General features: G+C 65.2%; 23 protein-coding genes. 16 read left to right on the forward strand and 7 right to left on the reverse strand.

Features of this window, described 5'->3' with window-relative positions; all coding sequences use genetic code 11:
- Position 1 precedes the first annotated feature (1 nt).
- From AC1DMY_RS04030 to AC1DMY_RS04060, 7 genes are all read left to right on the forward strand, one after another.
- Complete coding sequence (locus AC1DMY_RS04030; RefSeq protein WP_477163710.1) at positions 2-856, forward strand: Wzz/FepE/Etk N-terminal domain-containing protein; 855 nt, start codon at positions 2-4, stop codon at positions 854-856.
- Between the two features lie 66 nt (positions 857-922).
- The gene (locus tag AC1DMY_RS04035) at positions 923-1,762 is read left to right on the forward strand and encodes a class I SAM-dependent methyltransferase (RefSeq protein ID WP_477163711.1); all 840 of its coding nucleotides are present in this window, start codon (positions 923-925) and stop codon (positions 1,760-1,762) included.
- A 4-nt stretch (positions 1,763-1,766) separates the two neighbouring features.
- Positions 1,767-2,996, forward strand: coding sequence for an amidohydrolase family protein (locus tag AC1DMY_RS04040; protein ID WP_477163712.1), 1,230 nt, complete (start codon positions 1,767-1,769; stop codon positions 2,994-2,996).
- Entirely contained in the window at positions 2,996-3,697 is a 702-nt protein-coding gene (locus tag AC1DMY_RS04045) for a class I SAM-dependent methyltransferase (protein WP_477163713.1), read from the forward strand. Before AC1DMY_RS04040 ends, AC1DMY_RS04045 begins: the two co-directional genes overlap by 1 nt.
- 23 nt (positions 3,698-3,720) lie before the next feature.
- Positions 3,721-5,235, forward strand: coding sequence for a B12-binding domain-containing radical SAM protein (locus AC1DMY_RS04050; protein WP_477163714.1), 1,515 nt, complete (start codon positions 3,721-3,723; stop codon positions 5,233-5,235).
- 3 nt (positions 5,236-5,238) lie between these two features.
- Positions 5,239-6,363: a glycosyltransferase family 4 protein gene (locus tag AC1DMY_RS04055; protein WP_477163715.1), complete on the forward strand. Its 1,125-nt coding sequence runs from the start codon at positions 5,239-5,241 to the stop codon at positions 6,361-6,363.
- Positions 6,360-7,472, forward strand: a complete 1,113-nt coding sequence (locus AC1DMY_RS04060) for a glycosyltransferase family 4 protein (protein ID WP_477163716.1) — start codon at positions 6,360-6,362, stop codon at positions 7,470-7,472. The genes AC1DMY_RS04055 and AC1DMY_RS04060 overlap by 4 nt, the downstream gene beginning before the upstream one ends.
- Here the strand turns inward: AC1DMY_RS04060 and AC1DMY_RS04065 are convergent.
- Positions 7,436-8,686: a nucleotidyltransferase family protein gene (locus tag AC1DMY_RS04065; protein WP_477164187.1), complete on the reverse strand. Its 1,251-nt coding sequence runs from the start codon at positions 8,684-8,686 to the stop codon at positions 7,436-7,438. The two genes, AC1DMY_RS04060 and AC1DMY_RS04065, sit on opposite strands and share 37 nt — an antisense overlap.
- 22 nt (positions 8,687-8,708) lie before the next feature.
- Positions 8,709-10,187: a B12-binding domain-containing radical SAM protein gene (locus AC1DMY_RS04070; RefSeq protein ID WP_477163717.1), complete on the reverse strand. Its 1,479-nt coding sequence runs from the start codon at positions 10,185-10,187 to the stop codon at positions 8,709-8,711.
- Positions 10,188-10,453: 266 nt separating this feature from the next.
- On the opposite strand from AC1DMY_RS04070, the gene AC1DMY_RS04075 reads away from it, so the two are divergent.
- Together AC1DMY_RS04075 and AC1DMY_RS04080 are read left to right on the forward strand one after the other, a co-directional pair.
- Positions 10,454-11,398: a phosphoenolpyruvate carboxykinase (ATP) gene (locus AC1DMY_RS04075; protein ID WP_477163718.1), complete on the forward strand. Its 945-nt coding sequence runs from the start codon at positions 10,454-10,456 to the stop codon at positions 11,396-11,398.
- 149 nt (positions 11,399-11,547) lie between these two features.
- A complete protein-coding gene (locus tag AC1DMY_RS04080; RefSeq protein WP_477163719.1) occupies positions 11,548-13,260 on the forward strand; it encodes an ATP-binding cassette domain-containing protein in 1,713 nt (570 codons plus the stop codon).
- Here the strand turns inward: AC1DMY_RS04080 and AC1DMY_RS04085 are convergent.
- Entirely contained in the window at positions 13,257-13,781 is a 525-nt protein-coding gene (locus tag AC1DMY_RS04085; RefSeq protein WP_477163720.1) for a hypothetical protein, read from the reverse strand. The genes AC1DMY_RS04080 and AC1DMY_RS04085 overlap by 4 nt on opposite strands.
- 361 nt (positions 13,782-14,142) lie before the next feature.
- On the opposite strand from AC1DMY_RS04085, the gene AC1DMY_RS04090 reads away from it, so the two are divergent.
- Positions 14,143-15,282 (forward strand): response regulator, encoded by a 1,140-nt coding sequence (locus AC1DMY_RS04090; RefSeq protein WP_477163721.1) that lies wholly within the window; start codon positions 14,143-14,145, stop codon positions 15,280-15,282.
- 10 nt (positions 15,283-15,292) lie between these two features.
- On the forward strand, positions 15,293-19,426 hold the full coding sequence (locus AC1DMY_RS04095; RefSeq protein WP_477163722.1) for a response regulator: 4,134 nt from the start codon (positions 15,293-15,295) through the stop codon (positions 19,424-19,426).
- Between the two features lies 1 nt (position 19,427).
- On the opposite strand, the gene AC1DMY_RS04100 is transcribed toward AC1DMY_RS04095, so the two are convergent.
- The gene (locus tag AC1DMY_RS04100; protein ID WP_477163723.1) at positions 19,428-19,892 is read right to left on the reverse strand and encodes a hypothetical protein; all 465 of its coding nucleotides are present in this window, start codon (positions 19,890-19,892) and stop codon (positions 19,428-19,430) included.
- Positions 19,893-20,087: 195 nt separating this feature from the next.
- Between AC1DMY_RS04100 and AC1DMY_RS04105 the strand changes: the two genes are divergently transcribed.
- Together AC1DMY_RS04105 and AC1DMY_RS04110 are read left to right on the forward strand one after the other, a co-directional pair.
- The gene (locus AC1DMY_RS04105) at positions 20,088-20,576 is read left to right on the forward strand and encodes a DUF6496 domain-containing protein (protein WP_477163724.1); all 489 of its coding nucleotides are present in this window, start codon (positions 20,088-20,090) and stop codon (positions 20,574-20,576) included.
- A gap of 53 nt (positions 20,577-20,629) precedes the next feature.
- Entirely contained in the window at positions 20,630-20,863 is a 234-nt protein-coding gene (locus AC1DMY_RS04110) for a hypothetical protein (protein ID WP_477163725.1), read from the forward strand.
- A 70-nt stretch (positions 20,864-20,933) separates the two neighbouring features.
- Here the strand turns inward: AC1DMY_RS04110 and AC1DMY_RS04115 are convergent, their stop codons facing one another.
- The gene (locus tag AC1DMY_RS04115) at positions 20,934-21,479 is read right to left on the reverse strand and encodes a DUF4142 domain-containing protein (protein WP_477163726.1); all 546 of its coding nucleotides are present in this window, start codon (positions 21,477-21,479) and stop codon (positions 20,934-20,936) included.
- Positions 21,480-21,950: 471 nt separating this feature from the next.
- Positions 21,951-22,490 carry a carboxymuconolactone decarboxylase family protein gene (locus AC1DMY_RS04120; protein ID WP_477163727.1) on the reverse strand — a complete coding sequence of 180 codons (540 nt, stop codon included), beginning with the start codon at positions 22,488-22,490 and terminating at the stop codon, positions 21,951-21,953.
- Between the two features lie 129 nt (positions 22,491-22,619).
- On the opposite strand from AC1DMY_RS04120, the gene AC1DMY_RS04125 reads away from it, so the two are divergent.
- Positions 22,620-23,552 (forward strand): AraC family transcriptional regulator, encoded by a 933-nt coding sequence (locus AC1DMY_RS04125; RefSeq protein ID WP_477163728.1) that lies wholly within the window; start codon positions 22,620-22,622, stop codon positions 23,550-23,552.
- Here AC1DMY_RS04125 and AC1DMY_RS04130 read toward each other — a convergent pair.
- Positions 23,549-24,508 carry a GlxA family transcriptional regulator gene (locus AC1DMY_RS04130; RefSeq protein WP_477163729.1) on the reverse strand — a complete coding sequence of 320 codons (960 nt, stop codon included), beginning with the start codon at positions 24,506-24,508 and terminating at the stop codon, positions 23,549-23,551. The genes AC1DMY_RS04125 and AC1DMY_RS04130 overlap by 4 nt on opposite strands.
- A gap of 115 nt (positions 24,509-24,623) precedes the next feature.
- On the opposite strand from AC1DMY_RS04130, the gene AC1DMY_RS04135 reads away from it, so the two are divergent.
- Positions 24,624-25,427 carry an SDR family NAD(P)-dependent oxidoreductase gene (locus tag AC1DMY_RS04135; protein ID WP_477163730.1) on the forward strand — a complete coding sequence of 268 codons (804 nt, stop codon included), beginning with the start codon at positions 24,624-24,626 and terminating at the stop codon, positions 25,425-25,427.
- A gap of 120 nt (positions 25,428-25,547) precedes the next feature.
- Positions 25,548-26,624, forward strand: coding sequence for an NAD(P)H-dependent flavin oxidoreductase (locus tag AC1DMY_RS04140; RefSeq protein ID WP_477163731.1), 1,077 nt, complete (start codon positions 25,548-25,550; stop codon positions 26,622-26,624).
- Positions 26,625-26,675: the final 51 nt, after the last annotated feature.

Here is a 26,675-nt window from a genome sequence, read left to right on the forward strand (position 1 = left end):
CATGCAAAACGACGAAGTCTACGTATTGGATCTATGGCACATCCTTGCTCGCGAGTGGGCGTGGTTCCTGGCCGGCCTGCTGGTGGTGCTGCTTGCGGTGTTCGCGTATGCGCACACGGCGCGGCGGCAGTGGGAAGCCACCGCGTTCATCCAGATCGGGCAGGTGCCGGCGATTCAAGGCACCGATCCCAAGGTGGAGCCTCTGGCGCGCGTGCTTGAACGCCTTCAGCTGGTGCCGTTCCAGAATCACGTGCTGGCCAATCTGGGCATCAAGGAAGACGCGCCCGAAGCGAAGCTGTATCGCAGGAGCGTGAAACTGGATCCCTTGCCCTACGCAGGACCCCTGATCAAATTCAGCGTGCGCGGCTGGTCACCGGAGCAGGCGCGCCAGTTCGCCGAGGCGACGGTGGCAGAGCTGCAGGTGGTGCATAAGGCCTTGATGGCCAAGCCGTTGGCGTTGACCCAGGCGCGCCTGGATCAAGTGAGTACGGACGTGAAGGCGGCCGAGGCCGAACGCAGCCAGTTGTTGCAGGCGGCAACGCCGACGGGCCATGACAAGGACGCGCAGGGGGCGGGCGTAGCCTCAATGCTGTTGACGGCCACCGATGCGCAGATCCGCGAGCTGCGCCAGACCCAGGGCGAGCTCAGCATTCGCCTGGCCCATAACTACACCTACGAGACCTCGCTGATGTGGCCGGTCTACGTGCCGCAGGGGCCGGCCTCCCCGAATCTCACGTTGATCTGGGGCATCGGCGTGCTGTTTGGCCTGTCGCTGGGCGCTTTCGCGGCGATTGTGCGCAATGCCCTGCGCCGCGCGCATGTCGCCACGGTCTCATTCAACCAAACACACGCCTGACGGCACCTACAACGGACCGCTTGCGCGGCCATATCGATCAATCTGCAATCACTGTTGGAACAAGCCATGGAACAAGCGAGCCGGCGCCCCCTGGAAGCCACCTTGAACGAGGCGCAACTGCTCGACACGCAGCGCGCGTTCGACAGTGTGGCCGCCGACTACGACGGCCCGCGCGGCAACAATGAGCTGATCCAGCGCATGCGCGTCACGCTGTGGAATACCGTCTGCCATGAGGTTCCGGCCAACGGCCAGCTGCTCGACATCGGCTGCGGCACCGGCATCGACGCGCTGGAATTCGCCAGTCGCGGCTATCAGGTGGTGGCCACCGACTGGTCGCCGGCCATGGTGGGTCGCACGCGTTCGCGCGCCGCCGTGGCGGGGCTGGAATCGCATGTGGAAGCGAAGCATCTTGGCGTGCAGCAGCTGGACCAGTTGCAGGAAGAGTTCGACGGCATCTACTCCAACTTCGGTCCGCTCAATTGCGCGCCCGACCTGCACGCGGTGGCCGAGCAGTGCGCGCGGTTGCTCAAGCCCGGCGGCAAACTGATCTTCTCGGTGATCGGCCGCATCTGTCCGTGGGAAATGGGGCACTACGCGATGCGTGGACGCTTCCGCCGTGCCAGCGTGCGCGGCACCCGCGGTCCCGCCGCCGTGGGCATGAACAAGCACACGATCTGGACCTATTACTACCTGCCACGCGAGTTCTATCGTGCGTTCGCCGATCTGTTCACGCTGGACGACTATCGCGCGCTCAGCCTGTTCATGCCGCCGCCTTATCTGGTGGACTACTACCGTCGCCGCAAGCCTTGGTATGAAAAGCTGGGCCGACTCGACGATCGCCTGGGCGCGCTGCCCTTGCTGCGCGACATGGGCGATCACTTTCTGATCGTGATGCGCAAGCGCTGACGCCATGGACGCCTGGTTCGCTCGAACCCATGCCAGTCTCTGCGGAGCGGCATGCGTCGTGCCTGAGGGCACCGCGCGCGGGCCATTGCGGATACGCGGCAGCCGCATCGATGCCTCGGTGCCGGCCTGGGCGCACCGCATCGACTTGCGCGATCACCTGATCTTTCCAGGCCTGATCAACGCGCACGACCACCTGCAGGTGAATGCGGTGCCGCCGTTGGCGGGCACGCAGGTGTTTCCCAACAGCTATGCGTGGATCGAGGCGTTCCAGTCGCACTTCAGCGATGCAGCGGTGTTGGCCGCGCTGCGCGTGCCCAAGGCGCTGCGGCTGCGCCACGGCGCACTGAAAAACCTGTTGGCCGGTACTACCTGTGTGGCGCACCACGATCCCTGGCACGAGGCGCTGGATGCCGCGGATTTTCCGGTGGCGCTGTTGCGCGATTACGGCTGGAGCTACGCGCTGGGCTGGAGCTCGTATGGCCCGCCGGTGCAACAGAGCTTTGCGCAGACGCCGGTCGACCGACCCTGGATGATCCATCTCGCCGAAGGCAGCGATGCCACGGCGCAGGAAGAACTGGCGGTGCTGGATGAGCTGGGCTGCCTGGCGGCGCACAGCGTGCTTATACACGGCGTGGGCATGCGCGAGCAGGATATCGATCGCGTGATCGAACGCGGCGCCGGCGTGGTGTGGTGCCCCGCCAGCAATCAACGCCTGCTCGGCTGCACGCTGGACCCGCGTCGGCTGGCCGAGGCGGGACGTCTTGCGCTGGGTACGGATTCGCGCCTCAGCGGTTCGCGCGACCTACTGGAAGAATTGCACAGCGCATCAATGCATAGTGACCTGAGTCCGCAACAACTGCTTGGCCTGGTCTCCACCGATGCCTCTCGACTGCTGCGCCTGCCGTGGCACGGCAGCCTGCAGGCCGGCGCGCAGGCCGATCTGCTGATCGTGGAAGACCGCGGCGGCGACCCGCAGGCGGCCCTGCTCGGCCTGGAGCGCAGCGATATCCGCGCCGTGGTCCGCGACGGTCTGCCGCGTATCGCCGATGCCGATTTTGCCGACTGGTTTGCGGTGGCGGGCGTGGAGACGGTATCGGTGCTGCTCGACGGTCGTCCCAAGTTGCTGGCCAAGGCGCTGGCCGATGCAGAGTTGCTGGCGCTGGAGCCGGGGCTCGAACTTGCCGCCGTGCGCCACGCGCCGATCAACGCCCTAACCGTCGAGGCGCGCTGCTGATGCTGCACCAGACTCCCATCCTCGATCCGTCCGACGCCTATGCGCTTTGGGCGTCCAGTTACCCGGCGCGGGCGCACAACCCGGTGATGCTGGCCGAGGAACGCGCCATGCTCAGCCTGCTGCCGCAGGATTTCAGCGGACGCAATGTGCTCGATGCCGGCTGCGGCACCGGCCGCTATATGCGGCATGCGGTGCAGCGCGGCGCCGCCCGCGTGGTAGGCGTGGATCTGTCGCCCGACATGTTGATGCGCGCGCACGATGAACTCGTCAACGTTCGGCGACGCGCCTCGATCGAGCTGATGCAGGGCAGCCTGGAACAGATGCCGGTCACCGATGCGTGGGCAGACCTGACGATCTGCGGACTGGCGGTTGGCCATGTCGAGCAACTGGAGCCGGTGCTCGCCGAGCTGTGTCGCGTCACCCAGCCGGGCGGCATGGTGTTGTGCAGCGACGTGCATCCGATCGGCCATGCGCTGGGCTGGTTGCGCGACTTCAAGGCCGAGGGCCGTCGCTATGCCGTGCGTCACACGGCGCATCTGTACAGCCACTGGCATGCCGCCTGCGCCAGGCTGGGCCTGGACATCGGCTGCGTGCTCGAACCCATGCTCGACCCCACCGATATTCCGCCCGGCGCACATTTCGACCGCGCCGCGCTGGAGGTGCCGGTCGCCCTTATTTTCCAGTTGTGGCGCAAGCCATGATCAACGCTACGACACGTCCGCCCATGAACCCTGCGCCGCACACGCTGCTGATCAACCCGACCATCACGTCGCGATCCAGCGCGCGATTTCCGTTGTCGTTGCTGCATCTGTCGACCGCGCTCGATCGCGCGGGCAGCAGTCGCATCATCGATGGCAATATGGATCGCGACTTCGTGCAGAAGACGCTGCACGCGCTCGATGAAGGCCACTGCACGGCGGTCGGCATCAGCGTGATGGGCGGCCCGCAGATTGAGCCGGCCATCGAGGTGTCGCGCGCCATCCGCGACCATCGACCCGACGTACCCATCGTGTGGGGCGGCTACTTTCCCACGTTGTATACCGAGACGGCGCTCCGGGCGCCGTACGTGGATTACGCGATACGCGGGCAGGGAGAAGACAGCCTGCCGGAACTGGTCGCCGCCTTGCACGCGGGCGAGGCGGACAAGCTTTCCACCATCAACGGCTTGTCGTGGCTGAAGGACGGCGAGCTGGTGAACAACACGAGCCGTCCGTTCTCGCGCAATGGACCACCCTCGGTGCTCCCGTACGAGAAACTGGGCGATCCCAGCCGCTATCTGGCGCGTACCTTCCTCGGCCGTCGCACCGCCGCGCATCAGGCGTCGGTGGGTTGCCGGTTCCGCTGCACATTCTGCGGCGTGGCGGCGATGTTTGGCGGCGCCACCGCGCTGCCGCCGCTGGCGCGGCTGGAACGCGACCTGAAGTATCTGAAGTACGAATTGGGCGCTGATTCCATCCAGTACTTCGACCACAATTTCTTCGACCGCGAGCAAGACATGATTCCGCTGCTGGAGATCATGGCGCGCTATGAGCTGCCCTGGTGGTGCTATGCGCGCGCGGATGCCTTGCTCAATCTCTCCGACAGCACCTGGAAGCTGGTGCGCAAGAGCCGCCTGCGCATGGCCTACATTGGCGCGGAATCGGCGAGCCCCACCATGCTGAAGGAAATCCGCAAGGGCACGCGTCCGGACCAGACGCTGGCCGTGGCCGAGCTGTGCCGGCGGCACGGGGTGATCCCCGAACTGTCCTTCATGGTCGCGCCGCCGGAGAACTCCGAAGAGGAGACCGAGCATACGTTCGAGTTCATCCGTGAGCTCAAGCGTGTCAATCCGCAATCGGAGATCATCGTCTACATCTACACGCCGCTGCCGGAAAGCAGCAAGCATGAGAAGGATCGCGGCAAGCGTGCTTCGACGCCGCTGCTCGATCTCAACGGCGAGCCCCTGGTATTTCCCTCGACCCCGGAGGAATGGACGCAGAAGCAATGGGTGGACTACGCCTGCCATGCGGACGCGCCTTGGGTAAGCGACAAGCTGCGTCAGCGCATCCATGATTTTGTGACTGTGCTGCGCTGCCGCTATCCGACCGTGCAGGATCTGCGTTCGCCGACCTGGGCCAAGCGCACGCTGTCCGCGGCGGCTTCGTGGCGCTACCGGATGCGTCGCTACGACCGGCCGTGGGAGTTGAATCTCGCCAACCGCCTGGTGCGCCTGCGCATGCCTCAGGTTTCGGGGCTCTGACCCGTGCCCTTGCATGTCGCGCAGATCAACTTTTTTCCAGCACCGGTGGACCTTATGCCGGCCGACATCCTCCAAACATGGCCTTCGCTGGTGGACATTGCCGAGATCGCCGCGAGTGCAGGCACGCGGGTAAGCGTGGTCCAACTGGCGGCGCATGCGCAGAGCCTGCAGCGCAACGGCGTGGACTATCACTTTATCGCCAGCCATAACGGCAATGCTACCGATCGCATAAGGCGCGTGGCCCAGTTGCTGGGCAAGCTGCAGGTCGACGTGGCGCACATACACAGCCTGGGCGCTGCCGGCGATGCCTATGCGCTGTCGCGCGAGCTGCCGCAACTGCCGATCCTGCTGCAGGACCACGCGGACCGCATGCCCCCACGCTGGCGTCGACTGCGCTGGCGCCGCTGGTATGCGGCGGCCGCCGGCGTCGCCTTCACCGCACCGGAACTTGCGCGCCCCTACGTGACGGCCGGTCTGCTGGACGTGTCGACGCGCCTGTTCGTGATACCCGAATCCACCAGCCGCTTTACCCCGGGCAGTTGCGAACAGGCGCGGGCCGAGACCGGTTTGCACGGCGATCCCTGCGTGGTCTGGGTCGGGCATCTGCAATCGGGCAAAGATCCGCTGACCGTGCTGGATGGTATCGCCGAGGCATCCACGCATCTGCCCGGCCTGCAACTGTGGTGCGCCTTCGGCAGCGCGCCGCTACTGGCGCAGGTGCAGCAGCGCATCGACGGCGACGCGCGCCTGGCCGGGCGCGTGCATCTGCTGGGCAAGGTTCCCCACGATCAGGTGCAATCGCTGATGCGCGCCGCCGATATCTTCGTGTCAGGCAGTCATGCGGAAAGTTGCGGCTACGCGTTGCTGGAGGCCATGGCCTGCGGCGTGACGCCGGTAGTGACCAATATTCCTTCGTTTCGCGCCTTGGTCGGCGAGGTAGGCGAGCTATGGCCGCGCGGCGACGCCAAGGCGCTGACCAGCGCCTTGTTGCGCAGCGCGACGCGTCGCCCGTCGGCGGCCGAGGTGCGCCGTTATTTTGACCGCTGTCTGTCGCTGCAGGCGGTGGGGCGTCGCTGGGCGGAGGCCTATGCGCAGCTGCACGCCGGTCGACGGGGAGTCACCGCATGAAACTGGCGCTGGTGGTTCCCGGCGGCGTCGATCGCAGCGGCGAGTTCCGCGTGATCCCCGTGTTGCTGGCCTTGATTCGCCGCCTCGCCTGCGAGCACGAGGTGCACGTGTTCGCCTTGCGCCAGGAAGCGTCGGCCGACTGCTGGCATCTGGCCGGCGCGCACATCCACAACATCGGCGATGGCTGGTCGCGCCTGCGCGCCATCCAGGCGATACGCAACGAGCATCGACGCGCACCGTTCGATCTGGTGCAGGCGATTTTCTCCGGCTCCTGCAGTTTCGTGGCGGTGGCCGCAGCGATGCTGCTTCGCCTGCCCAGTTTCGTGCACATCGCCGGCGGCGAGCTGGTGGCCTTGCACGACATCGGCTATGGCGGACGCCAGCGCTTGAAAGGGCGGATACGCGAAGCGCTGGTGCTGCGCAGTGCGGACGCCGTGACCGCGGCGAGCGTGCCGATCATCGACTCGCTGCAGGCGCTGGGGTTGAGCGCCCGTCGCGTGCCGCTCGGCGTGGATCTGCGCGCCTGGCCGCCGTTGCCGCCGCGCTGCCGGCGCAACGGTCGCGCGCGACTGATCCATGTGGCAAGTCTCAACCGCGTGAAGGATCAATCGACCTTGTTGCGCGCGCTGACCGTGCTGGCCGAATCCGGCGTGGACTTCGAGATGGACATCGTGGGCGTGGATACGCTCGACGGCGAGATCCAGCGCCTTGCCCGCGAACTGCGGCTCAACGGCCGCGTGCACTTTCATGGCTTCAAGACGCAACGCGAGCTGCGGCCGATGATGGAGGCCGCCGACGTATTGGTGATGTCCTCGCGCCACGAGGCCGGACCGCTGGTGTTGCTCGAAGCGGCAGTGATGGGTTTGCCGACCGTGGGCACCGCCGTGGGCCATCTGGCGGAATGGTCGCCGAGTGCGGCGTTGGCGGTGCCGGTGGGTGATTGGGCGGCGCTGGCGGAGTCGATTCGCCAGGTGCTGGCTGATGACGAGCTGCGCTTGCGCCTGGCGGTGGCGGCGCAGCGGCGTGCCATCACCGAAGACGCGGACTATACCGCCCGCGCGTTCGAAGCACTTTATCTACAGGTGCTGACGGTCGGTTCCGGGCGCTGAGCCCAGGTCGTGGTGGTTTGCGCCAGCGCGGCGCGCACCACGTACATGGTGTCCATGCGCGGCACCGAACGGGTCAACAGGGTGACGATGCGGCTCAGTTGGCGCGACTTCACCCAGGGCGAGCCCTGCAGCCAGAGCTGCGTGCGGATCATGTCGTCGCGTTCCTGCTTCGCCTCCTTGGAGGGGCGTAGGCGGTTCAACACGTAGTGGCCCGCCTCGCGCACCGAGCGCACCCATTCCAGGCCCGGCCAGGCATGCAGCCACAGTTCCGAACAAGACACCTGGGTAAGCGTGTGATGACGCGAGACGCTGCGCAACAGCGCATGGCAGTCGAATTCCAGTTCGTAGAGCAAAGCGGCCGGCACGGCGCCCTGGTAGTAGCGCGACACCAGCTGCAGCGGCGGCAGGGCCCACCACGGTGCCTCGCCCGTGTCGTGGTCCCACAAGACATGCCAGTCATTGCGCAGCATGCGCGAGGCCAGCAGCGAGATGTCGTTGAGATGGATCAGGCGCAATGTGCGACTGCAGACATTGCCGGCGGCATGCAGCAACAGATGGCACATCAAGGCGCCAAGCGAAGGATAGGGCTGGATGCCCGGCACCGGGTGGCGCGGATAAATGCGCTCAGTGATATCGACGGTCGTCACCGGCAGCCGTTCCTGGATACGCGTATGCAGCTCGATATTGATCGGCGTGTCGCGATGCTCGCCCAGTCCTGCCGTCGGCTGACCATCTACCGGCTTGTAGACGCGGTGCTTCCAGCACGCGAACGACTGCACGTAACCCAGCGCTTCCAGCAAAGCGCCGGCGCGTTCGGCGTCGGCATCGCTCACCAGCAGATCGATATCGGCCATCGGCCGTTCGCCGGGCGAGTACACCCCGAGCGCATGCAGCGCCGAGCCCTTCAGCGCGACCAGCGCAATACCCGCCAGTCGCGCGTCGGTATCGATGCGTTTGAGCAGGGAGGCGATGCGTTGATGGCGCAGCGCCACGTGTTCGTACTGGTTGTCGATGAAACGGGTCCATCCCGGGTTCTGCCAGCGCGGTTGCAGAGAGAACAACGGCGCCACTCCGTGCGCAGCGGCTACTGCCGTGGCCAGCTGCCATTCGAGTTCGGTCCAGCCCGGCGTCTCGCCGCTGGGGCGGGCCAGCTCGGCAGCCAGCAGCTCGGTGGTGTGCTGCAGGCCGGATTTGATGATGTCCAGCGGTGGTATCGAGGCGGCCATGGCGAAGGCATCACACATGGCAGCTGGTTCGCGGCCGCAGCACGATCTCCGCGGCGCCGGTGCGGTGCACGGCCTCCGTGGCGATCAGCGCGTCCCAGCGCGCGTCCAGCGCATGCGCCGCCGTGCGATGGCGATCGGTCTGGCCCACCACTTTCCACTGCTGCACGATCGCCTGTTCGTGCAGCAGGTCGCGCACGTGGCGATAGAACTCCGAATCGTAAGCGCCCTGGAACATCATGGCGAGGTCATCGCTGTCCTGCCAATGCGTCTTCTCGCCGAGCTGCGCCTTCACCTGTTCGTAGAAGCGCGTGCCGGGCAGGGGATAGGACACGCTCACACCGATGTCGTCGGGCGCGGCGCGGGTAATCAGATCGCGCGTCGCCATCAGGTCTTCGAGCTGCTCGCCCAGATAGCCCAGCTGGATGAAAAAGCCCACCCGAATGCCTGCCGCGCCGAGCCGCTCGCGCGCCGTGATCAGTTCTTCGACCTTGGTGCCCTTGTTCATGTGATCGAGCACGCGCTGGCTGCCGCTTTCGGCGCCGATCCATGCTTCCTTGCAACCGGCGTGGCTCAGCGCGGCGGCCATGCGCTCGCTCATCAGGTCGGCGCGCGTCTGGATGGTGAAGGGAATCGAACCATTCGACGCATTCACATGCGCAGCAAATGCCTCCACCCAATCCACATGGAAGCCAAAGATGTCGTCGGCCAGCCAGATGTGGTCGGCCTGGAAGGTGTGCTTGAGGTAACTCATCTCCGCCGCCACGTCTTCAGCGGTGCGGCGGTTGTAGTGATTGCCCCAGATCGGCTTGGCGCACCAGTTGCAGCGGAACGGACAGCCGCGCGAAGCCGCCATGTTGAGGCTGAAATAGCCGTGGCGTTCTTTCCACAGCGTGCGGTAGCGCTCGATGTCGACGAGGTCCCAGGCAGGCTGGCCGACGATGCGCGGATCGGGCGGCACGGCGCCGATTCGCGTCAGCTGCAACTGTCCGGCGCTGCGCCAGGCAACCCCGGGAAGGTTGGCCACCCACTCCTGCGTGCTGATCGTCGGATTCTTGTCGAGCCGTCCCATCAGTTCGATCAGCGGCGCGACGCCTTCGCCGATCAACACCGCATCGGCGCCTGCCGCGAGGAAAGCCTCCGGCTGATCGGACGCATCGGAACCGGCCACGATCACGCGTGCGCCGTTGGCGCGCGCCATGGCGATCATCTCGCATGCCGCGTCGCGCATGCGGCCAAGACACATCTTGGTGAGATAGTTGAAGTTGTCTTCATAGATGACAACGACCTTGGGCGAGGCGGCGCGCAGGGACGTGTCGAATTCGTCCACGCCTTCGGCGAGCATGGAATCGAACAGCGAAACCTCGTGGCCCATGCGTCGCAACAAGGCGGCAACATGCAGGGTCGCGAGCGGCGGATACGGCTTGCCACGCTCCCATTGCTTGCGGTCAAACCGCAGGAAGTAGGAGTGGCCGACCTGAATCGTTAGCATCTTGGAAGTGCCTCAATAGGTGAGCCAGTCCCATGGCAGACCGAGGGGAGGGTCTCCATGCGTTCAAAGCTCGTCGCAGGTGAGTGCCGGGCTGGGACGCAGGGGTTGCGGGCTGTTTCGAAAATATTTCGATGTCGCCGCGTGAAGGCTTGTGCTATCACAGCGCCGCAACCTATTGAATGAAGCCGATGGCCGCGACCTTGGACCTACAAACGGGCGATCTCAGCCCCGATCCTTTCCTTGAACGGATGCCTGAACGGTATTCGATGGACGTCCATGTGCTGGGCGGCCATTTCCATTTCACCAGCGACAGCGACGCGCTGCTGGACGTCGCGGCGATGGCCTATGCCGGCCTGCCGGCGCATGCGCTGCCGGTGGCGTCGCCGAGTTTCCACGTCGAGCTGAGGCTCGCGCCCGGCGCTGCTGAGCCAACGGCTGGGGATCCCCCGCTGCCGCGCATGCAGTCGGGCGCCGGTATCCTGTGCAGCGTGATGGATGCAAGCAACTACGCGGTGCTGTTTCCCGAGCAACGCCGCGCACTGGTGGTGGCCTCGGCGGATCGGCTGGTGCACCCGTATCACCTGCGTTATGAGCTGATCGAATTCGCCGTGTTCACGCTGGCCACGCGCGCGCTGGCACTGGCGCCGCTGCACGGTGCCTGCGTGGGCTGGCATGGGCGGGCGGCACTGGTGATGGGCGCCAGCGGTGCCGGCAAGTCCACGCTGGCCCTGCATAGCCTGCTGCGGGGGTTGGAGTTCGTTTCCGAGGACGCGGTGTTCGTGCATCCCCAAAGCGGGAAGGTCACCGGTGTGGCCAACTATCTGCACGTGCAGTCGGACGCCCTGCGTTTCGTCGACGAGCGGCGTTTGCGCGACTGGATCGAGCACTCGCCCGTCATCCGCCGCCGCAGCGGCGTGGAAAAGTACGAAGTGGACCTGCGCTATGGCCACGGCCGGCTGGCTCCAGAACCCTTGGAACTGGCCTGCGTCGTGTTCGCTACGCCTCGGCCGGCCGACCATCCTGAGGCGTTGGTGCATGCCATTCCCGATCACGAGATCGAGGGCCGCCTGCGCGCGGAGCAGCCTTACGCCGCGTCGCAGCCGGGGTGGGACGATTTTGTCAGCGCGATCCAGCGGCGTGGCGCTTACGAGCTGCGGCGTGGCCGTCACCCCGCCGACTCGGTGGACGCACTGCTGCGGCTTCTCGGCTGAATCGCCCGCGGCGGCATGCAACCTTCGGCGCTCGGCTGCGCACCCATGGGCATGGGAGCTGAAGCGGATCGAGAGGTTTTTCTGCACTGTCATCAGGTGCCACCTGTGCCGCGACGGGCGCGTGTAAGAAGTCGTGTGGTTCGGTAGTCATGCAGAACGCAACCGCACGATCGCATCAGCAGTTACGTGGCCTGTCGCGGCCTTTTTTTGCCACGCTCGCCAGCCTCGGGGCTGGCGGCATTGCGTGGTATGTCGCGCTGTCGCTGGGCAGCGCGCTGATCGGCAATCTCGCTGCGATTTGCCTGGTGCCCCTGGTGGAACCAGGCCAGCCCATGCCCTCAGGTTTTGGCTGGCTGGTGCGCGGATCGGCCGATACCCAAGCCGTCGCCTTCCTGGTGGCCTCCGCGTTGTTCGCCTTGCTGCGTTGGCAGGCCGCGCGCGTCGGTGCGCGCCTGAGCGGGCGCTATGCGATGACGCTGAGGCAGACAGTGCACGCCCACCTGATCGATGCGCGACTGTCGTCGTTGTCGGATGCCACCTCGGCCGAGGTGGCCAATGTGCTGACCTACAATATCGAGGTCGTCACCCAGGGCTTCAACGCGCTCCTGCAGTTGCTGGTAGCCGGTATGACTGCGGCCGTGACGCTGGCCATGGCGTTGTGGTTGTCGCCGCCGCTGTTGCTGGCGGTGCCGTTCGTGCTGGCTTTCGGCTTGATCGCTGCGCGCATCAGCAGTCGCGAACAGGTAGCGGTGAGCCGGCAATACGTGGCCGACCTCACGCGCCTGTTCTGGTTGAGCGAGGATTTCCCGCGGCGCTGGCGCCATATCCGCTCCTTTGGCCGGGAAGATGCCGAGAAGGCCCATTACGCCGATATCGCGCAGCGGCTTGGCCGCGGCTATCGACGGCAGCAGGAGTTGATCGCGTCGGGTCGGCTCGCGCTGGAAATGTTGGCGGCGATCGGTATCGCATCGATTTTCCTGATCGCCAATCGATGGCACGGTGTGGACCGTGCCGCCTTGATTGCGGTATGCCTGTTGCTGGGGCGCTTGCTGCCTTATCTCGTCTCCACCCGGCAAGGTTTCCAGCAGGTTCGTTCTTCCATCCCGGCGTTCGAACTGTGGCTGCGCCACGTGGGTATGGCTGCGGACAAGCCACCGCAGGCGGCCTCATCGGCACGCTTGAACGAGATCCTGCATATCCACCAGCTTCGGCTTGAGACGCCCACGGCGCTGGACTTGCGCGAACTCACCTTGGTGCCCGGCGAACTGACCCTGGTCTGCGGCGATTCGGGCATCGGCAAGAGCAGCCTGGTCGATGTGCTCGCCGGCATGGTGACGCCCGCCATGTTTCGCGCGAGGGTCGGTGGCAAATCCATCGACTTCGCCAGTTACGCCGCACTCGTGCGCAAGTCGGCTTATGTGAGCCAGAGCGTGCGGCCGTGGCAAATCACGGTGCGCGAATGCCTGCTGTGGGCTGCACCGGAGGCCACCGAGGCAATGATGCTGCAGGCGCTGGTCGACGTTGGCCTGGGCAAGCGCCTGGCCGATGCCTCCACCGCGCTGGATACGACCTTGAACAGCTCATCCAGCCGCCTGTCCGGCGGCGAACTGCAGCGCTTGCTGCTGGCGCAGGTGCTGCTGCACGGACCGGCGATCGCGCTGCTGGACGAGGCCACCAGCGCGCTGGATGCGGAGTCAGAACTGGCCGTGCTGTCGGTGCTGAAACGCCGCTTGGCGCAAACCGTGCTGATCGTGGTATCCCATCGCGCCGGTGTCGCCGCGATAGCCGATCAATGCCTGGCGATAGCCGAGGGCAACGCCACAGTGACAGTGGTGGAAGCCATCGACGCGGCCGCCTCCTAGGCATCGCCCAACGCATTGGGGTTGGGCGGCAGCGGGCCGAGAAACATCGCGCGCAGCCGTTCCACGCCGATCACCCGCGCCAGTTCGGCAAACACGCAGTAGTTGAAGATCAGCACCAGCAGCAGGATCTGGATCGCCCAGAAGTGCGCCCAGTTCATGCTGGTGAACAGCTCGTGATTGGCGGCGGAGAGATCGTGCGTATCCTTCCAGAATTCGTGCAGGCGTTCGAGGTAGTGGATGAATGTGGCGACTACGGTGTAGATCACGGTTTTCCATGCCGCGTTCCAGATCAGCGGTTTTTCCGGGAAGCGGTTGATGAAGGGCAGCATATTGGCGAGCAGCACGGCTTTGCCCAGGATCAGGGAGGAGATCAGCACCGTGGCAAAGGTGGGCAGCGACAGGCCGGTTCCCCGCGTCAGCAGCGCGCGCACCAGCAACACGAGATTGAGCATGACGAAGAAGAAGACGGTGGGTGGCACCATCTTCAACATTTCGTGCTTGATTTTCGCCATCGTTCCCATGCTGTTCTCCGCCGATCTCGCCAGGCCGTGTGGGGAACGGGGATGACCTGCGCTGGAGGTATCCCGCGATGCATCGACCGTCGCAACGGCGGCCATGCAGCGGCTATTTCATACGCTCGGATACTGTGGGGCTAGCGAATATCTACCTGTCGACGCTTAAGTAATTTCCCCTAAGTAAGCGTTGCCAGCCGAGCGGTGAGCGGTGGGCGTACGCGTGGTTTTCACACCGCTTGCGCGCTCATGGCGTTTGCCAAGCCAACGGCTGTCGCCCCGGGTACCGGCGCCACCTCCGGCGGGATTGCCAGCAGGCATGGCGGCGACCGCCGCGACTCACGCGCACACGGTGGGAGGGAGCGTCCAGATGGGTGCGACAGGCGTCAACGACAGGCCCACCGTGCTGGTGGTGGACGATGCCCCCGACAACCGGATGATCTTGTCCGAGCTGCTGGCGCCGATCTATGGCGTCATCGAAGCGGCGGATGGAGCGAGCGCCTTGCGCATGGCGGCGACCCGCCAGCCCGACATCGTGCTACTCGACGTAGTGATGCCCGACATGTCCGGCTTTGACGTCTGCCGTCAGCTGAAGGCGAGTGGCGCGACCCGCGACATCCCGGTGATCTTTCTTACCTCGCTCAATTCGCCCGAAGACGAAACGCACGGCCTGGTGCTGGGCGCCGTCGATTACATCACCAAGCCGGTCAATCCGCCCGTGGTGATGGCGCGCGTGGCCAGTCAACTGCGCCTGCGCGCGACGGCGGAATTCCTGCGCGACAAGAACGCGTTTCTGGAACAGGAAATCTCGCGCCGCACGCGCGAAGTGACGGCGATCCAGGAGGCCACCGTGGTCGCGCTTACCTCGTTGGCGGAGACTCGCGACAATGAGACGGGCAATCACATCCGGCGCACGCAGCATTATGTGAGGGCGCTGGCCGAGCAGTTGAAGGACCATCCGCGCTTTGCCGCCGTACTGGACGAACCCACGCGGCAGCTGTTGTTCCAGTCGGCCCCCCTGCACGATATCGGCAAGATCGGCATCCCCGATCGCATCCTGCTCAAGCCCGGCCGGTTGACGCCCGAAGAGTTCGAGATCATGAAGACCCATACCACGCTGGGTCGCGATGCCTTGCAGCGAGCCGAGGACAGGCTCACCACGCCGGTGTCGTTTCTGCATTTCGCCAAGGAAATGGCGTACAGCCACCAGGAACGCTGGAACGGCAGCGGCTATCCCGAAGGCAGGCAAGGCGACGCCATTCCGGTTTCCGCGCGACTGATGGCGGTGGCCGACGTTTACGACGCGCTGATCAGCCAGCGCGTCTACAAAAAAGGCATGGCGCACGAGGCAGCCGCGGCGGCGATTGCCGCCAAGCGAGGCATCGATTTCGATCCCGACGTGGTGGATGCGTTTCTCGCCACCCAGGATGTGTTTCGCCAGATCGCCGATCAATTTGCCGATGACGAGTCGATGCGGGGCCGCGATTCGGCGCACCACCTGGCCACCTGATCGCACGCTCATGAGCGCCTTGTCCGAACGCCTGGAACGCCTGCCGTTGCGACGGCGCCTGCAACTGGGGTTTGGCGGCATCCTGTTGCTCATGGTGTTGCTTGGCGTCTACATCCTGGCCATACAGCATCGGCAGAAGGAGCAGATCGACCGGCTCTACCAGCAGGACATCCAGGGCCTGTTGCATACCGAGGCGGCGCGCGCCGCGCTGTCGGATATGGGACAACACTTGAGCCAGGCCGTGTTGGCGCGCCAGCTTCCGGCCCGCGCGGAGGCGCTGAGCCGACTCGGCGAGGCGCGCGCGCTGGTGCGCCGGGAGATGGAGTTGGCCAAGCTGCGCATCTACCGCAGCGCCAACCAACGCCATGTCGCCGAATTCGAGCTCGCCTTTGCCGACTACGGTCACCGGGTGGATGGCGTCACGGCGCTGCTGCGCGGTACGGAAGACGAGGCCGGCGCCGCCTCGGCGGTGCTGGCCTCGGCCGAGTTCCAGCAGGCCGGCGAAGCCGCCGAGGAGTCGCTTGACCAGATCGTGCGCATCAAGCGGGACGGTGCCGATGAAGAGGCCCGGCAGGTCGAGGCACGGTTCCAGTTCGGCGACCAGCTGACCATCGTGCTGCTGCTGTTGGGGCTGATCGTGGGTGTGCTGTTTGGCAGCCTGACCAGCCGTGCGGTTCGACGGCCCACCGATGCGCTGCGGCGCGCGCTCGAATCGCTGAGCGCTGGCAAGCTCGAAACCGAAGTGCCTTATACGGAGTATTCGAACGAAGCCGGTGAGCTGGCGCGCGCCGTCGTCATGTTGCGGGACGAAGCAAGACAGCTGGCAGCCAGACGCTGGTTGAAGACGCACGTCGCGGCGATTGCCGGCGAGCTGCAATCGCTGGCCGATATCCAATCGCTGGCCAATCGCTTCCTGTCGGCACTGGCGCCTTTGCTTTCGATCAGCCATGGCGCGCTTTATGTCCTCGAACCCGACGGCGAGCGGCTGCGCCTGGCGGGAAGCTATGCCGCCACCGATCCGCACGAGTCCTTTTTGCTGGGCGAGGGGCTGGTCGGCCAATGCGCGCTGGAAGGCAAGACCCTCGCCGTGCGTGACCTCCCGGCGGACCCCCTCAAGATCGCCGCCGGCCCGGGTGACACGGCACCGGCAAATATCGTGGCCACGCCGATCATGCGCAACGATCGACCGCTGGGCGTGGTGGAGCTCGCCAGCGTGACGTCGTTCAACCCGATGCAGCAGGAGTTGCTCGACGAGTTGATGCCGCTGCTGGCGATGAATATGGATCTGCTCGAACAGGCCGCCGATTTGCGCGGCTTGCTGGCAAAGAGCCGCGAGGATGCTGACCTTGCAGCGCGACAGGCGACAACGCTTTCGGAGAAAACCAAAGAGCTCGAGGCCACCCAGCGCACCATCGAGGCCGCCCGTGCCTGGTATCGCGGCATCATCGAATCGGCGCCGGACGGCATGATGATCGTTGGTCAGGACGGCCGCATCCTGCTGGCCAACCCGCGCCTGGAGGCCATCTTCGGCTACACCGACGGCGAACTGGATGGTGTGCTGGTGGAGCAGCTGGTGCCTGACGGGATGGACAGGAAACATCTGGGGCTGCGCGGAGCATTCTTTGCCGAGGGCATCAGTCGAAAGATGGGGCGCGGCAATATCGATCTGCGCGGCCGGCGCAAAGATGGCAGCGAGCTGTCCGTGGAGATCAGCTTGTCGTTCCTGCCCGAGCTGGACGGGCAGGGACGTTGCGTCTGCGCCGCCGTGCGTGACGTGAGCGAGCGCCGCATGATGGAGATGGCGCTCATACAGAGCCAGGAGCGGCTGCAGAGCATCCTCGACAACTCGCCCATCAGCATTGCCGTGTCCACCCAGGGACGCATCTGCTTTGCCAATCCGAAATTCGTGGAGACATTCGGAGCCGGCCTGGGCGACAGCACGGCGCCGATCTACGTGGAGACTGCGGCGCGCGCGCATATCTGGGCAACGCTGGAGCGGGAAGGCTCGGTGTCCAATCAGGAGATCCGCATGCACGACGTGCAGCGTCGCGAGCGCGACATCGTGGCGACCTTCCTGCCGATCGACTTCGACGGCGAAGCCGGCGTGCTTGCCTGGCTGCTGGATGTCACCGAAGCCAGGGCGGCCAGAGCGGCGATCCTCCACGCCAAAGAAGTGGCCGAGGAGGCAACGCGGGCGAAGAGCGCTTTTCTCGCCAACATGAGCCATGAGATCCGCACGCCGATGAACGCCATCATCGGCATGAGTCATCTCGCCCTGGCATCGGCGCAGGACGCCAGGCAGCGCGGCTACCTGGAGAACATCCATCTGTCCGCGGAAAATCTGCTGCGCATCATCAACGACATCCTCGACTTCTCCCGCATCGAGGCCGGTGGCATGCGCCTGGAACGCGTGGCCTTCAACCTGGACGACGTGATTGGCCAGGTCGCCGGCATCATCGGCCTCAAGGCGCAGGAAAAAGGGCTGGACTTGTTGTTCGAATACGGCGTCGATCTGCCCATGCACTGGATGGGCGATCCGCTGCGGCTGGGCCAGATACTGATCAACCTTGGCAACAATGCGGTGAAGTTCACTGAACACGGCGCCATTGTGGTGGGCATGGAGAAGGCGGGCGTGGACGGCGATGAGGTCATCTTGCGCGCCCGTGTTCAGGACACCGGCATCGGCATGACCGAGGATCAGTGCCTGCGCATTTTCCATTCCTTCGCACAGGCCGATTCCTCCACCACGCGAAAATACGGCGGCTCGGGACTCGGGTTGACGATTTCCAAAACGCTGGCGGAAATGATGGGCGGCACGATCTGGGTCGACAGCGCGCCGGCACGAGGATCCACTTTTCATGTCGAAGTGCGCGTGGGCGTGGCGCCAGACGGAGCAGACAAGACGCCGTGGCGGGTGCAGGAAGGTACACGCCTGCTTATCGCCGAAGCTGGCGAGGTGGCGCGCACCGTGGTTGCCGGCATGGCGCGCAGACTCGGCTTTGAAGTGCAGGCGGTGGCGAGCGGCGAGCAGGCCCGGCAACAGCTGGCGGACGCACGGGCGGCGGCACGACCGTACAGCGTCGTGCTGATCGATGCCCGCTTGCCTGGCTTCCTGGCAGTCATGGACGGGCTGAAGCAACCCGCGCACGCCTCGGGACTGGAGCAACTGGTGGTGATGGCGTTTGTCCAGGGCGACGACGCCGCCATTGCCAACGCGATGGAAGCAGACGCCCGTCTTGATGTGCTGACCAAGCCGATCACACCGAAGGGTTTGCGCGATGCCTTGCGGAACGCGCTTTCGCCGGCCTTGGCCGTTTCAGCCGAAGTGACGGCCCACCCGTCGCAACCCGATGCTGTCTCGCTCGCCGGTAGTCGCGTGCTCTTGGTGGAGGACAATGAACTCAATCGCGAGTTGGCCACCGAGTTGCTGCGACGCGCAGGCATCGAGGTGGTCACGGCCGGCAACGGGCGCGAAGCGCTTGAGCGCCTGACGGAAGATGCCCATGTCGATGGCGTGCTGATGGACTGCCAGATGCCGGTGATGGATGGTTACGCCGCTGCGCGCGCGATCCGCGATCAATTGCAGCTCGCCACGCTGCCCATTATCGCCATGACGGCCGACGCGCTGGCGGCCGATCGCGAGAAGGCGATCGCGGCGGGCATGAACGATCACATCACCAAGCCGCTGCACATCCAGAGCATGTTCGCCACCATGGCGCGATGGATCAAGCCGCGTCGCGGGGAGCCCCAATCGCCTGCGCCGAAGCAAGCCGCGTCGGTGGAGATGGCCTCGCTTCCCGGCATCGACCACGCCGCTGGCTTGCGCACCTGTGGCGGCAACGCATCGCTGTATCGGCGGCTGCTGCATCTGTTTCTTCAGAGCAATGCGCATTTCGAGCCTTCGTTTCGGCAGGCGGCGCAAGGGGGCGACCCATCCGCGGCCTATCGCATGGCGCACACGTTGCGTGGATCGGCGGCCAATATCGGCGCGACGGACGTGGCCGCCGCTGCCGGCGAGCTGCAGCAGGCTTGCAAGGAAGGCGCCCCGCCCGTGGAGGTCGATTGCCTGCTGGGCAAAGTGACGAAGGCCCTGGCTCCCGTGCTCGAAGGTTTATCCAGGGACGACGCACCACCAGCTAAGTGAATCAATGCAGGCGCGGCTTGCCTTGCTGCGAGGCGAAGATCGCACGATCCACGTCGGACTGACTGCCCATGGCCTGTTCGGGCCACAGCGATGCATCCTCTTCCTGTAGCGCCTGGCCGGGCAGCACATGCACGTCGATGGCATGCAGCCCACGCAGGATATCCGTGACTTCCTCGATCTGGCCGTCGTCGTCGATTTCGACCGTGAGCACGGCGAAGCCGATCTCGACTGCCGGCGGCAAGCTGGCGGGTTCGCGCAGGTGATGCTGCTTGCCTTCGCGCCGGCCGAGATGGCTGACGCGCGAGACCACGCTAGTCGGCGCACTGGCGCTTGCCGCGCAGCCACCCACGCTTTCATCGCACTGGACCACGCCTTTGCCACGGGGAAGACCGCGCGACATCAATTTGTCGAACGCGGACGCCGCGCCGAACTGATTGCTGAACTTGGCAACGATTAGGGCGCTCATGGCTCTCTCCCGCAGGGATGGCTCGGCTAGCAAAGCCTTGCATGACAGGTGTTAACAGGGCGCTGGCACGGTGTGACCGGGAGCGCATCAGCATGAGTGTCCACTGAATGTTTTCCCTTGTTGCGCAAAAGGATGACGCCAGCTCCACATTCTGTGGCTTAGACGTTGAGACACACTCGAACGGGAGTCCACCCCATGCCCGAGGCAAAAACGCGCAAGGCCGTTGCGCGCGATAAACGGCAAGGCAAATCGGCCAGTACACAGGCTGGCGAGTTCGTGCGCGAGGAGATGGAGCACGTGCGCAAAGGCAAGCACGGTGCTCGCTCCGCCAAACAGGCCATCGCCATTGGGTTGTCCAAGGCGCGCCGGGCCGGTGTGAAGGCGCCGGTGAGCAAGACGGCCAGCAAGGCCACTCGCAAGAAAGCCGCGCAGGACGAAACCGCATCCAAGCATCGCCGCAAGACCTCCACCACGCGTTCTCGCGCCACCAGCGGCGCCTTGGAGAAGGAAGGTCATGCGGCCGCATCCCACACTGCCTTGTCCAAGCAGGCCAAGAGCAGTGCGCGCAAACGGACCAGCGCATCGCGATCGGCGGCAGCCAAAAAGGCCGCGCGTACCAAAGGTGCAGCAGGCCGTTCCGCCGCCGCCAAAAAAGCTGCCCGTACCCGCAAAGCGCGTGCGTGAATCGATGCGCATCGCGTCCATCTCAGTTGACCCAACGCCCATGGAGGTAAGACATGGTTTTCTCGACCCGCAAGGTCTGTGCGCCGCTGGTGCTCGCATTGCTAGCCGTTGCCGGCTGCAGTCACCAGGGTGACGACAACGCCTCGACGCCGCCGCCCGCACCCGCCAGTTCGGCCGCGCCATCGCCGGCGTCGCCCGCCACGACGCCATCGTCCAGCAGCAGCGCGATGACGCCGAGCCCGGCGTATCCGCAGAGCTCGCCAGCACCGGCTGCGTCGACGCACTGACGGCGCCAACGCCAAAACCACGCGATCCCGGAAAACGGGATCGCGTGGTTCGCTGTTGCCGCGTGACAGCTCAGGGAGTACTCAGCGGCTGCTCCGGCGACAGCTTCTGCGCCATCTGCAGGTGATGCTTGAGCGTGGGCAGTGTCGTGCTTGCAAAAGCGGCGACATCCGGATCGCTGCTGTGCGCAGCGGAGTCGAACAGCGCAATGGCCTTTTGATGACCGCCCACCATGGCCGACGCATAGGCTTTGTCGAAATCGCTGCCGCTCAATGACTGCAGCTTGTCCATCACGTCGGAGGGCTGCGGTTGCAGCACGACGTTGGCGTGCTTGCGATCGGCCAGGGCTGCCAGTTGCCTGTTGGCGGCGGTGTGATCCTTCACCAGCTGTTGTGCCAAGTCCCTGGTCTGCGGGGACGACGCTTTGTGCACGGCCAATTGGCCCATCTGCACTTCGGCAGCCCCATCGCTCGATGCCTTGGTGAAGAACTCCTGGTCCGAGACCGGACTCTTGGCCGAGGGCGACGCTGCCGTGGCGGCGGCCTGTGCCCACAGGTCGTTGCACACGGGCACCGAGATCAACAACGCCGCGGCGACAATGAGAGACGTTTGTTTCATGACGGCCACCTTGTTTCGCATAGGAGTGCCATCGAACGTAATGCCAGCGCACTCCCGGACGTGTGACACCGGTGTGTGCATCGCCTTGTCGCGCGCATACCGTTGGCGAAACGCTGGATTCACAGCGGATGGACATGCTGGGCGCCGCGGTGAACATATCGAAACGGCAACGCCTTGCTGACGTGGCCGTGACCTATGCGTCGATGGCGAAGCCTACGCTAACGCTTTCTTCCACCGGAGCCTGCACATGCCGACCGGTTTCCAATGCGCCTATCCACCGTGCCAGTGCTACGTGGAGAAGCGGGGCGAATTCTGCAGCCCTCACTGCCGCCAGGCACAAGCGTCCGGCCATCTGGAGAGCCAATGCCATTGCGGGCATCCCGCCTGCATGGGCCGATCCGAAGAAGACCAGGACGGCTCGGCCATGTGAAAGGGCAAGGCCGCGATGCAGGTCGCGGCCTTGCCAGGGCGTTACGCCGCCTTCGGGAAGTCAAGCACCGTGTCGTTGACGCGGTTGACCATATTGGTGAACAGGATCGCGCTGATGGCGAGGATCGCTTCGAGGATCTGTCGATCGCTGTAACCGGCGTTCTTGACGCTGTCGACAGCTTCGGCGGACAGCGTGTTGCTGCTGGTGACCAGGGTCAGCGCGAACTTCGCCAGCGCATCGATCTTGGCGTTGCCTTCCAGTCCACCTTTGCGCAGCTGCATGATTTGCTCCGCGGTGTACCCAGCCATCTTGCTGGTCATGGTGTGCGCCGCCAGACAGTAATCACACTGCGATGCTTCGCTCACGGCCAGGTTGATCGCTTCCAGTTCCAGCGCGGACAGCTCGCCTTGCTTCAGCACGGCATTGGTCTGCAGCAAGTGCGCCAGCACGTTCGGCGCGCTGCTGCCGATGGTGGCATAGGCATTGGGGACTTTGCCCACGGCCTTCTTGATGCCCGCGAACAGTGCGGCAGAGGCTTCGGGGGCGTCGGCAAGGTTGTCGATCATGGTGAGACGGTTCATGACATGTACTCCTGGATAAGGTGGTGAAACCGGTGTGGGAGAAGCTTGACCGTGTGAAAATGATAGGAACGACGGCCCGTTCGGTCCGCACACGCGCGTCTCAACCTCTTGCTCCGGAGTCTCACCCCGATGGATGGTCTCGATCGCCTGGTCCATGCCATTGCACCCACCGGCTCGGTGGAGCTGCAATGCCACTTTGCTGGGGAGTGGACGCTCGATCACCCGCCATTGCCGCCGAACCATTTGCCCTACCACGTAATCCTGGATGGCCGCGCCGAACTGGAGATCGACGGCAAGACCACGGCGCTGGCGCCGGGCGACGTGCTGCTTTTTCCCTATGGCGACGCACACATCCTGCGCAGCGCCTTGGCTGGCGCCGATGGTAGTCGGCCTGAGCTGGAAAACCGCCGCCGTCCGCAGGGACGCGTCACCTTGATCGAACATGGCGGCGAGGGCCCTGCGCTGGACATGTTGTGCGGCCAGTTCGAGCTGTCCGGTGCGACGGACGCCTTATGGACAGGCCTGCCCAAGGTGCTGCATGTGCGCACCGACCGTCGCGATGCGCTGCTGGCTCTGATTCAGGTCTTGCGCGATGAAGCAGGGCGCCCGCTGCCGGGCGGCAGCGCCGTGATCGAGATGGTCACCGGTGCGATGTTTACGCTGATCCTGCGCAGCATGACGGCGAGTGGACAACTGCAGCTGGGCATACTCGGCTTGCTGACCCATCCGCGGCTGGCCAACGTGGTGGACGCGGTGCTGAAGGATCCGGCGCAGGCGTGGACACTGCAGAGCCTGGCGGCGCTGGCCCACGTCTCGCGCGCCAGCTTTGCGCGGCACTTCAGCGAGATCAGCGGCATGACGCCGATGGACTGGATCAACGGCGTGCGGCTTGCGGTGGCCGCGCAATCGCTGCGTGCCGGCACCTTGTCGGCGGGCAGGGCGGCGGAGCTGGCGGGTTATGCGTCGGAAGCGGCATTCACCCGGGCATTCAAGACGCGCTATGGCGCACCGCCCGGGGCTTACGGCCGCATGCACGCACGCGACCATAGCCGCGCTACCTAGGCCGTCGTCAGCTCATCGAGTTCTTGCGGCGCTGCCTGTCGTCGGATCGCCTGTGGCGGCTGGCCAAACGCGCGCAGAAACGCGCGGCGCATGCGTTCGCGATCGGCGAAGCCCACTTCACGCGCCACCACTTCGACTGGATGGCGCGTCTGCTCCATCATCAATCGCGCCGCTTCGAGGCGCAGATGCTCCACCGCCTTCGCCGGCGATTGCCCGGTTTCCGCGCGAAACGCGCGGCTGAACTGGCGGGCGCTGAGGTTGGCCGCCGCCGCGAGTTCGTCCACGGAGAGTGCCGATTGCAGATGGCTTTTGGCGTAAGTCAGTGCGCTCTGGATGCGGTCGGACTTGGGTTCCAGCTCCAGCAGGGTGGAGAACTGCGACTGCCCGCCTGCGCGCCGGTGATACAGCACCAGTTTGCGCGCGACCTGGCGCGCCACCTCGGCGCCCAGATCTTTCTCCACCATGGCCAACGCCAGGTCGATGCCGGCGCTCATGCCGGCCGAGGTCCAGATCGGCCCGTCGATGATGAAGATGCGGTCTTCTTCCACCTGCACCTTGGGAAAGCGTTCCGTCAGGTCGCGCGCGAGCAGCCAATGCGTGGTGGCGCGGCGTCCGTCCAGCAGGCCGGTTTCGGCCAGCAGAAATGCTCCCGTGCAGATCGCAGCGATGCGCCGGGTGCGGGCGGGCGCCTCACGGATGAAGTCCAGCAGGGCGGGCGTGGATTCGGGCACGCCCACGCCGCCGCAGATCAGCAAGGTATCCATCGGCTGCGCTGAAAACGGCTCGCTATGCGTGGTCATGCCGAACGAACTGCGGATGGTCGCGCCGGTTTCGGACAGGAAGCGCACGTCATAAACCGTCTCGCCCAACTCGATATTGGCGAATTCGAAGGCTGAAGCCGCCGCCAGGCTCATCGCCTGGAACTGAGGAAACATCACAAAACCAATAACTTGCATGGCTCGGCCTCGCTATGGCCTAAAAGGTGGCATATACGACATTTAAGTCTTATGACGGTGAGCATACAACGTTCTCCAGACGCCGGCATTCCGCCGGACGCTGTGGAGTATCGATATGACGACGCAAACCAAGGGCACGGCCCTGATCACCGGCGCTTCCTCGGGCATTGGTGCCATTTACGCGGAGCGCCTCGCACGCCGCGGCCATGACCTGATCCTGGTGGCGCGCAATCGCGAGCGCCTCACCGAGCTGGCACGCCGCCTCACCGACGCGACTGGCCGCTCCGTGCAGGTCTTCCCGGCCGACCTCAGCGAGCCGGCCGATCTGGCCAAGGTGGAAGACTTGCTGCGCACCGATCGCAGCATCACCGTGCTGGTCAACAACGCCGGCTTCGGCGCCGCCACGCCGCTGCTGCAGTCGGATGTGGCGCGCATGTCCGAGATGATTTCGCTCAACGTCAACGCGCTTACGCGCCTGACCTATGCGGCGGTGCCGGGCCTGGTGGAACGCGGCAATGGCACGGTGATCAACATCGCCTCGATCGTGGCAGTGGCACCGGAACTGCTTAACGGCGTGTACGGCGGCAGCAAGGCCTATGTGCTTGCCTTCACCCGCTCCCTGCAGCACGAGCTGGCGGACAAGGGCGTGCGTGTGCAGGCCGTGTTGCCGGGCGCGACCGCGACGGAGTTCTGGGACGTGCTCGGCCATCCGGTCAGCAATCTGCCGCCGGCATGGGTGATGTCGGCTGCCGATATGGTGGACGCGGCGCTGGCGGGCCTCGACCAGGGTGAAGTGTTCACTGTGCCGGCCTTGCCCGATGCAGGTGACTGGGGCGCCTATGAAGACGCACGACAGAAGCTGATGCCCAACCTGTCGCATTCGCAGCCCGCGTCGCGCTACGGCGTGGCCAAGGCCTGAAGCGGCGCGCGGCGATTCTTCCGCACGATGGAAGACTGACTGCCGGCTCTGATGGTTTCGAGGTGATGGGCGGGGCGCGTAAAGTCGCATGTGTCCCCAAAGAGCCTGGAGTGGCCCGTCATGGCGAATGCCGCGTCTTCATCATTGCTCCGTGCGATCGGCATCAGCGTGCCTATCATCCAGGCCCCCATGGCCGGCATATCGTCGCCGGCCATGGCGGCAGCGGTGAGCGAGAGCGGCGGCCTGGGTTCGCTGGGCGTGGGCGCCATGACGGCAAGCAAGGCGCGCGAAGCAATTCACGCGTTTCGCCAATTGAGCAAGGGCCCACTCAATGTGAACCTGTTCGTGCATCGGCCGGCGCATGCGGACGCCGCGAAGCAGTCGGCGTGGATTGCGCGGCTCGCGCCGGAGTTCCAGCGCTTCGGAGCGACGCCGCCATCATCGCTGGGCGAAATCTACACATCCTTCCTGGTCGATAACGACATGCTCGCCATGCTGGTGGAGGAACGACCGGCCGTGGTGAGCTTTCATTTTGGTCTGCCCACGGCGGAGCAGATCAAGGCGCTGCGCGGCGCGGGCATTTATTTGATGGCCTCCGCCACCGATGTACGCGAAGCCAAAGCCATCGAAGCCGCCGGCATCGATGCGGTGATTGCGCAAGGTTATGAAGCAGGCGGCCATCGCGGGATGTTCGATCCCGATGGTGAAGACAGCCAGCTGGGCATATTGGCCCTGACCCGCTTGCTGGTGGAAAACGTGCGCATTCCCGTGATTGCCGCCGGAGGCATCATGGATGGCGCGGGCATCGCCGCTGTGCTCAAGCTGGGCGCCGCCGCGGCGCAACTGGGTACCGCGTTTGTCTCCACCGACGAATCCCTCGCCGATGCCGGCTATCGCAAGGCGCTGGCCAGCGATGCCGCCTACGCCACCGTGATGACGCGCGCCGTCTCCGGTCGGCCGGCGCGCAGCCTGGCGAGCCTGTTCACCCGGCTGGGCGCGAGCGTGCCCAACGCCGACGTACCCGACTATCCGATCGCCTATGACGCAGGCAAGGCGATCAATGCTGCAGGCCGCGCCGCCGGTGAGGCGGGCTATGGCGCGCACTGGGCCGGGCAGGGGGCGCCATTGGCGCGCGCGATGTCCACGCGCTCGCTGATGCAGGTCTTGATCGGCGAATGGCGGCAAGCCACGGGTTGAGTTGAATGGTTCGATGCGTGAGCCGAGCATTTGTAGGACACTTTCCCGACC

It is taken from the genome of Dyella sp. 01L423 (assembly GCF_056399945.1).

Coding starts and splice junctions, on each gene's coding strand:
- AC1DMY_RS04030 (WP_477163710.1), top strand. CDS start 2: ATGCAAAACGACGAAGTCTACGTATTGGATCTATGGCACATCCTTGCT.
- AC1DMY_RS04035 (WP_477163711.1), top strand. CDS start 923: ATGGAACAAGCGAGCCGGCGCCCCCTGGAAGCCACCTTGAACGAGGCG.
- AC1DMY_RS04040 (WP_477163712.1), top strand. CDS start 1,767: ATGGACGCCTGGTTCGCTCGAACCCATGCCAGTCTCTGCGGAGCGGCA.
- AC1DMY_RS04045 (WP_477163713.1), top strand. CDS start 2,996: ATGCTGCACCAGACTCCCATCCTCGATCCGTCCGACGCCTATGCGCTT.
- AC1DMY_RS04050 (WP_477163714.1), top strand. CDS start 3,721: ATGAACCCTGCGCCGCACACGCTGCTGATCAACCCGACCATCACGTCG.
- AC1DMY_RS04060 (WP_477163716.1), top strand. CDS start 6,360: ATGAAACTGGCGCTGGTGGTTCCCGGCGGCGTCGATCGCAGCGGCGAG.
- AC1DMY_RS04070 (WP_477163717.1), bottom strand. CDS start 10,187: ATGCTAACGATTCAGGTCGGCCACTCCTACTTCCTGCGGTTTGACCGC.
- AC1DMY_RS04075 (WP_477163718.1), top strand. CDS start 10,454: ATGGACGTCCATGTGCTGGGCGGCCATTTCCATTTCACCAGCGACAGC.
- AC1DMY_RS04080 (WP_477163719.1), top strand. CDS start 11,548: ATGCAGAACGCAACCGCACGATCGCATCAGCAGTTACGTGGCCTGTCG.
- AC1DMY_RS04085 (WP_477163720.1), bottom strand. CDS start 13,781: ATGGGAACGATGGCGAAAATCAAGCACGAAATGTTGAAGATGGTGCCA.
- AC1DMY_RS04090 (WP_477163721.1), top strand. CDS start 14,143: ATGGGTGCGACAGGCGTCAACGACAGGCCCACCGTGCTGGTGGTGGAC.
- AC1DMY_RS04095 (WP_477163722.1), top strand. CDS start 15,293: ATGAGCGCCTTGTCCGAACGCCTGGAACGCCTGCCGTTGCGACGGCGC.
- AC1DMY_RS04100 (WP_477163723.1), bottom strand. CDS start 19,892: ATGAGCGCCCTAATCGTTGCCAAGTTCAGCAATCAGTTCGGCGCGGCG.
- AC1DMY_RS04105 (WP_477163724.1), top strand. CDS start 20,088: ATGCCCGAGGCAAAAACGCGCAAGGCCGTTGCGCGCGATAAACGGCAA.
- AC1DMY_RS04110 (WP_477163725.1), top strand. CDS start 20,630: ATGGTTTTCTCGACCCGCAAGGTCTGTGCGCCGCTGGTGCTCGCATTG.
- AC1DMY_RS04115 (WP_477163726.1), bottom strand. CDS start 21,479: ATGAAACAAACGTCTCTCATTGTCGCCGCGGCGTTGTTGATCTCGGTG.
- AC1DMY_RS04120 (WP_477163727.1), bottom strand. CDS start 22,490: ATGAACCGTCTCACCATGATCGACAACCTTGCCGACGCCCCCGAAGCC.
- AC1DMY_RS04125 (WP_477163728.1), top strand. CDS start 22,620: ATGGATGGTCTCGATCGCCTGGTCCATGCCATTGCACCCACCGGCTCG.
- AC1DMY_RS04130 (WP_477163729.1), bottom strand. CDS start 24,508: ATGCAAGTTATTGGTTTTGTGATGTTTCCTCAGTTCCAGGCGATGAGC.
- AC1DMY_RS04135 (WP_477163730.1), top strand. CDS start 24,624: ATGACGACGCAAACCAAGGGCACGGCCCTGATCACCGGCGCTTCCTCG.
- AC1DMY_RS04140 (WP_477163731.1), top strand. CDS start 25,548: ATGGCGAATGCCGCGTCTTCATCATTGCTCCGTGCGATCGGCATCAGC.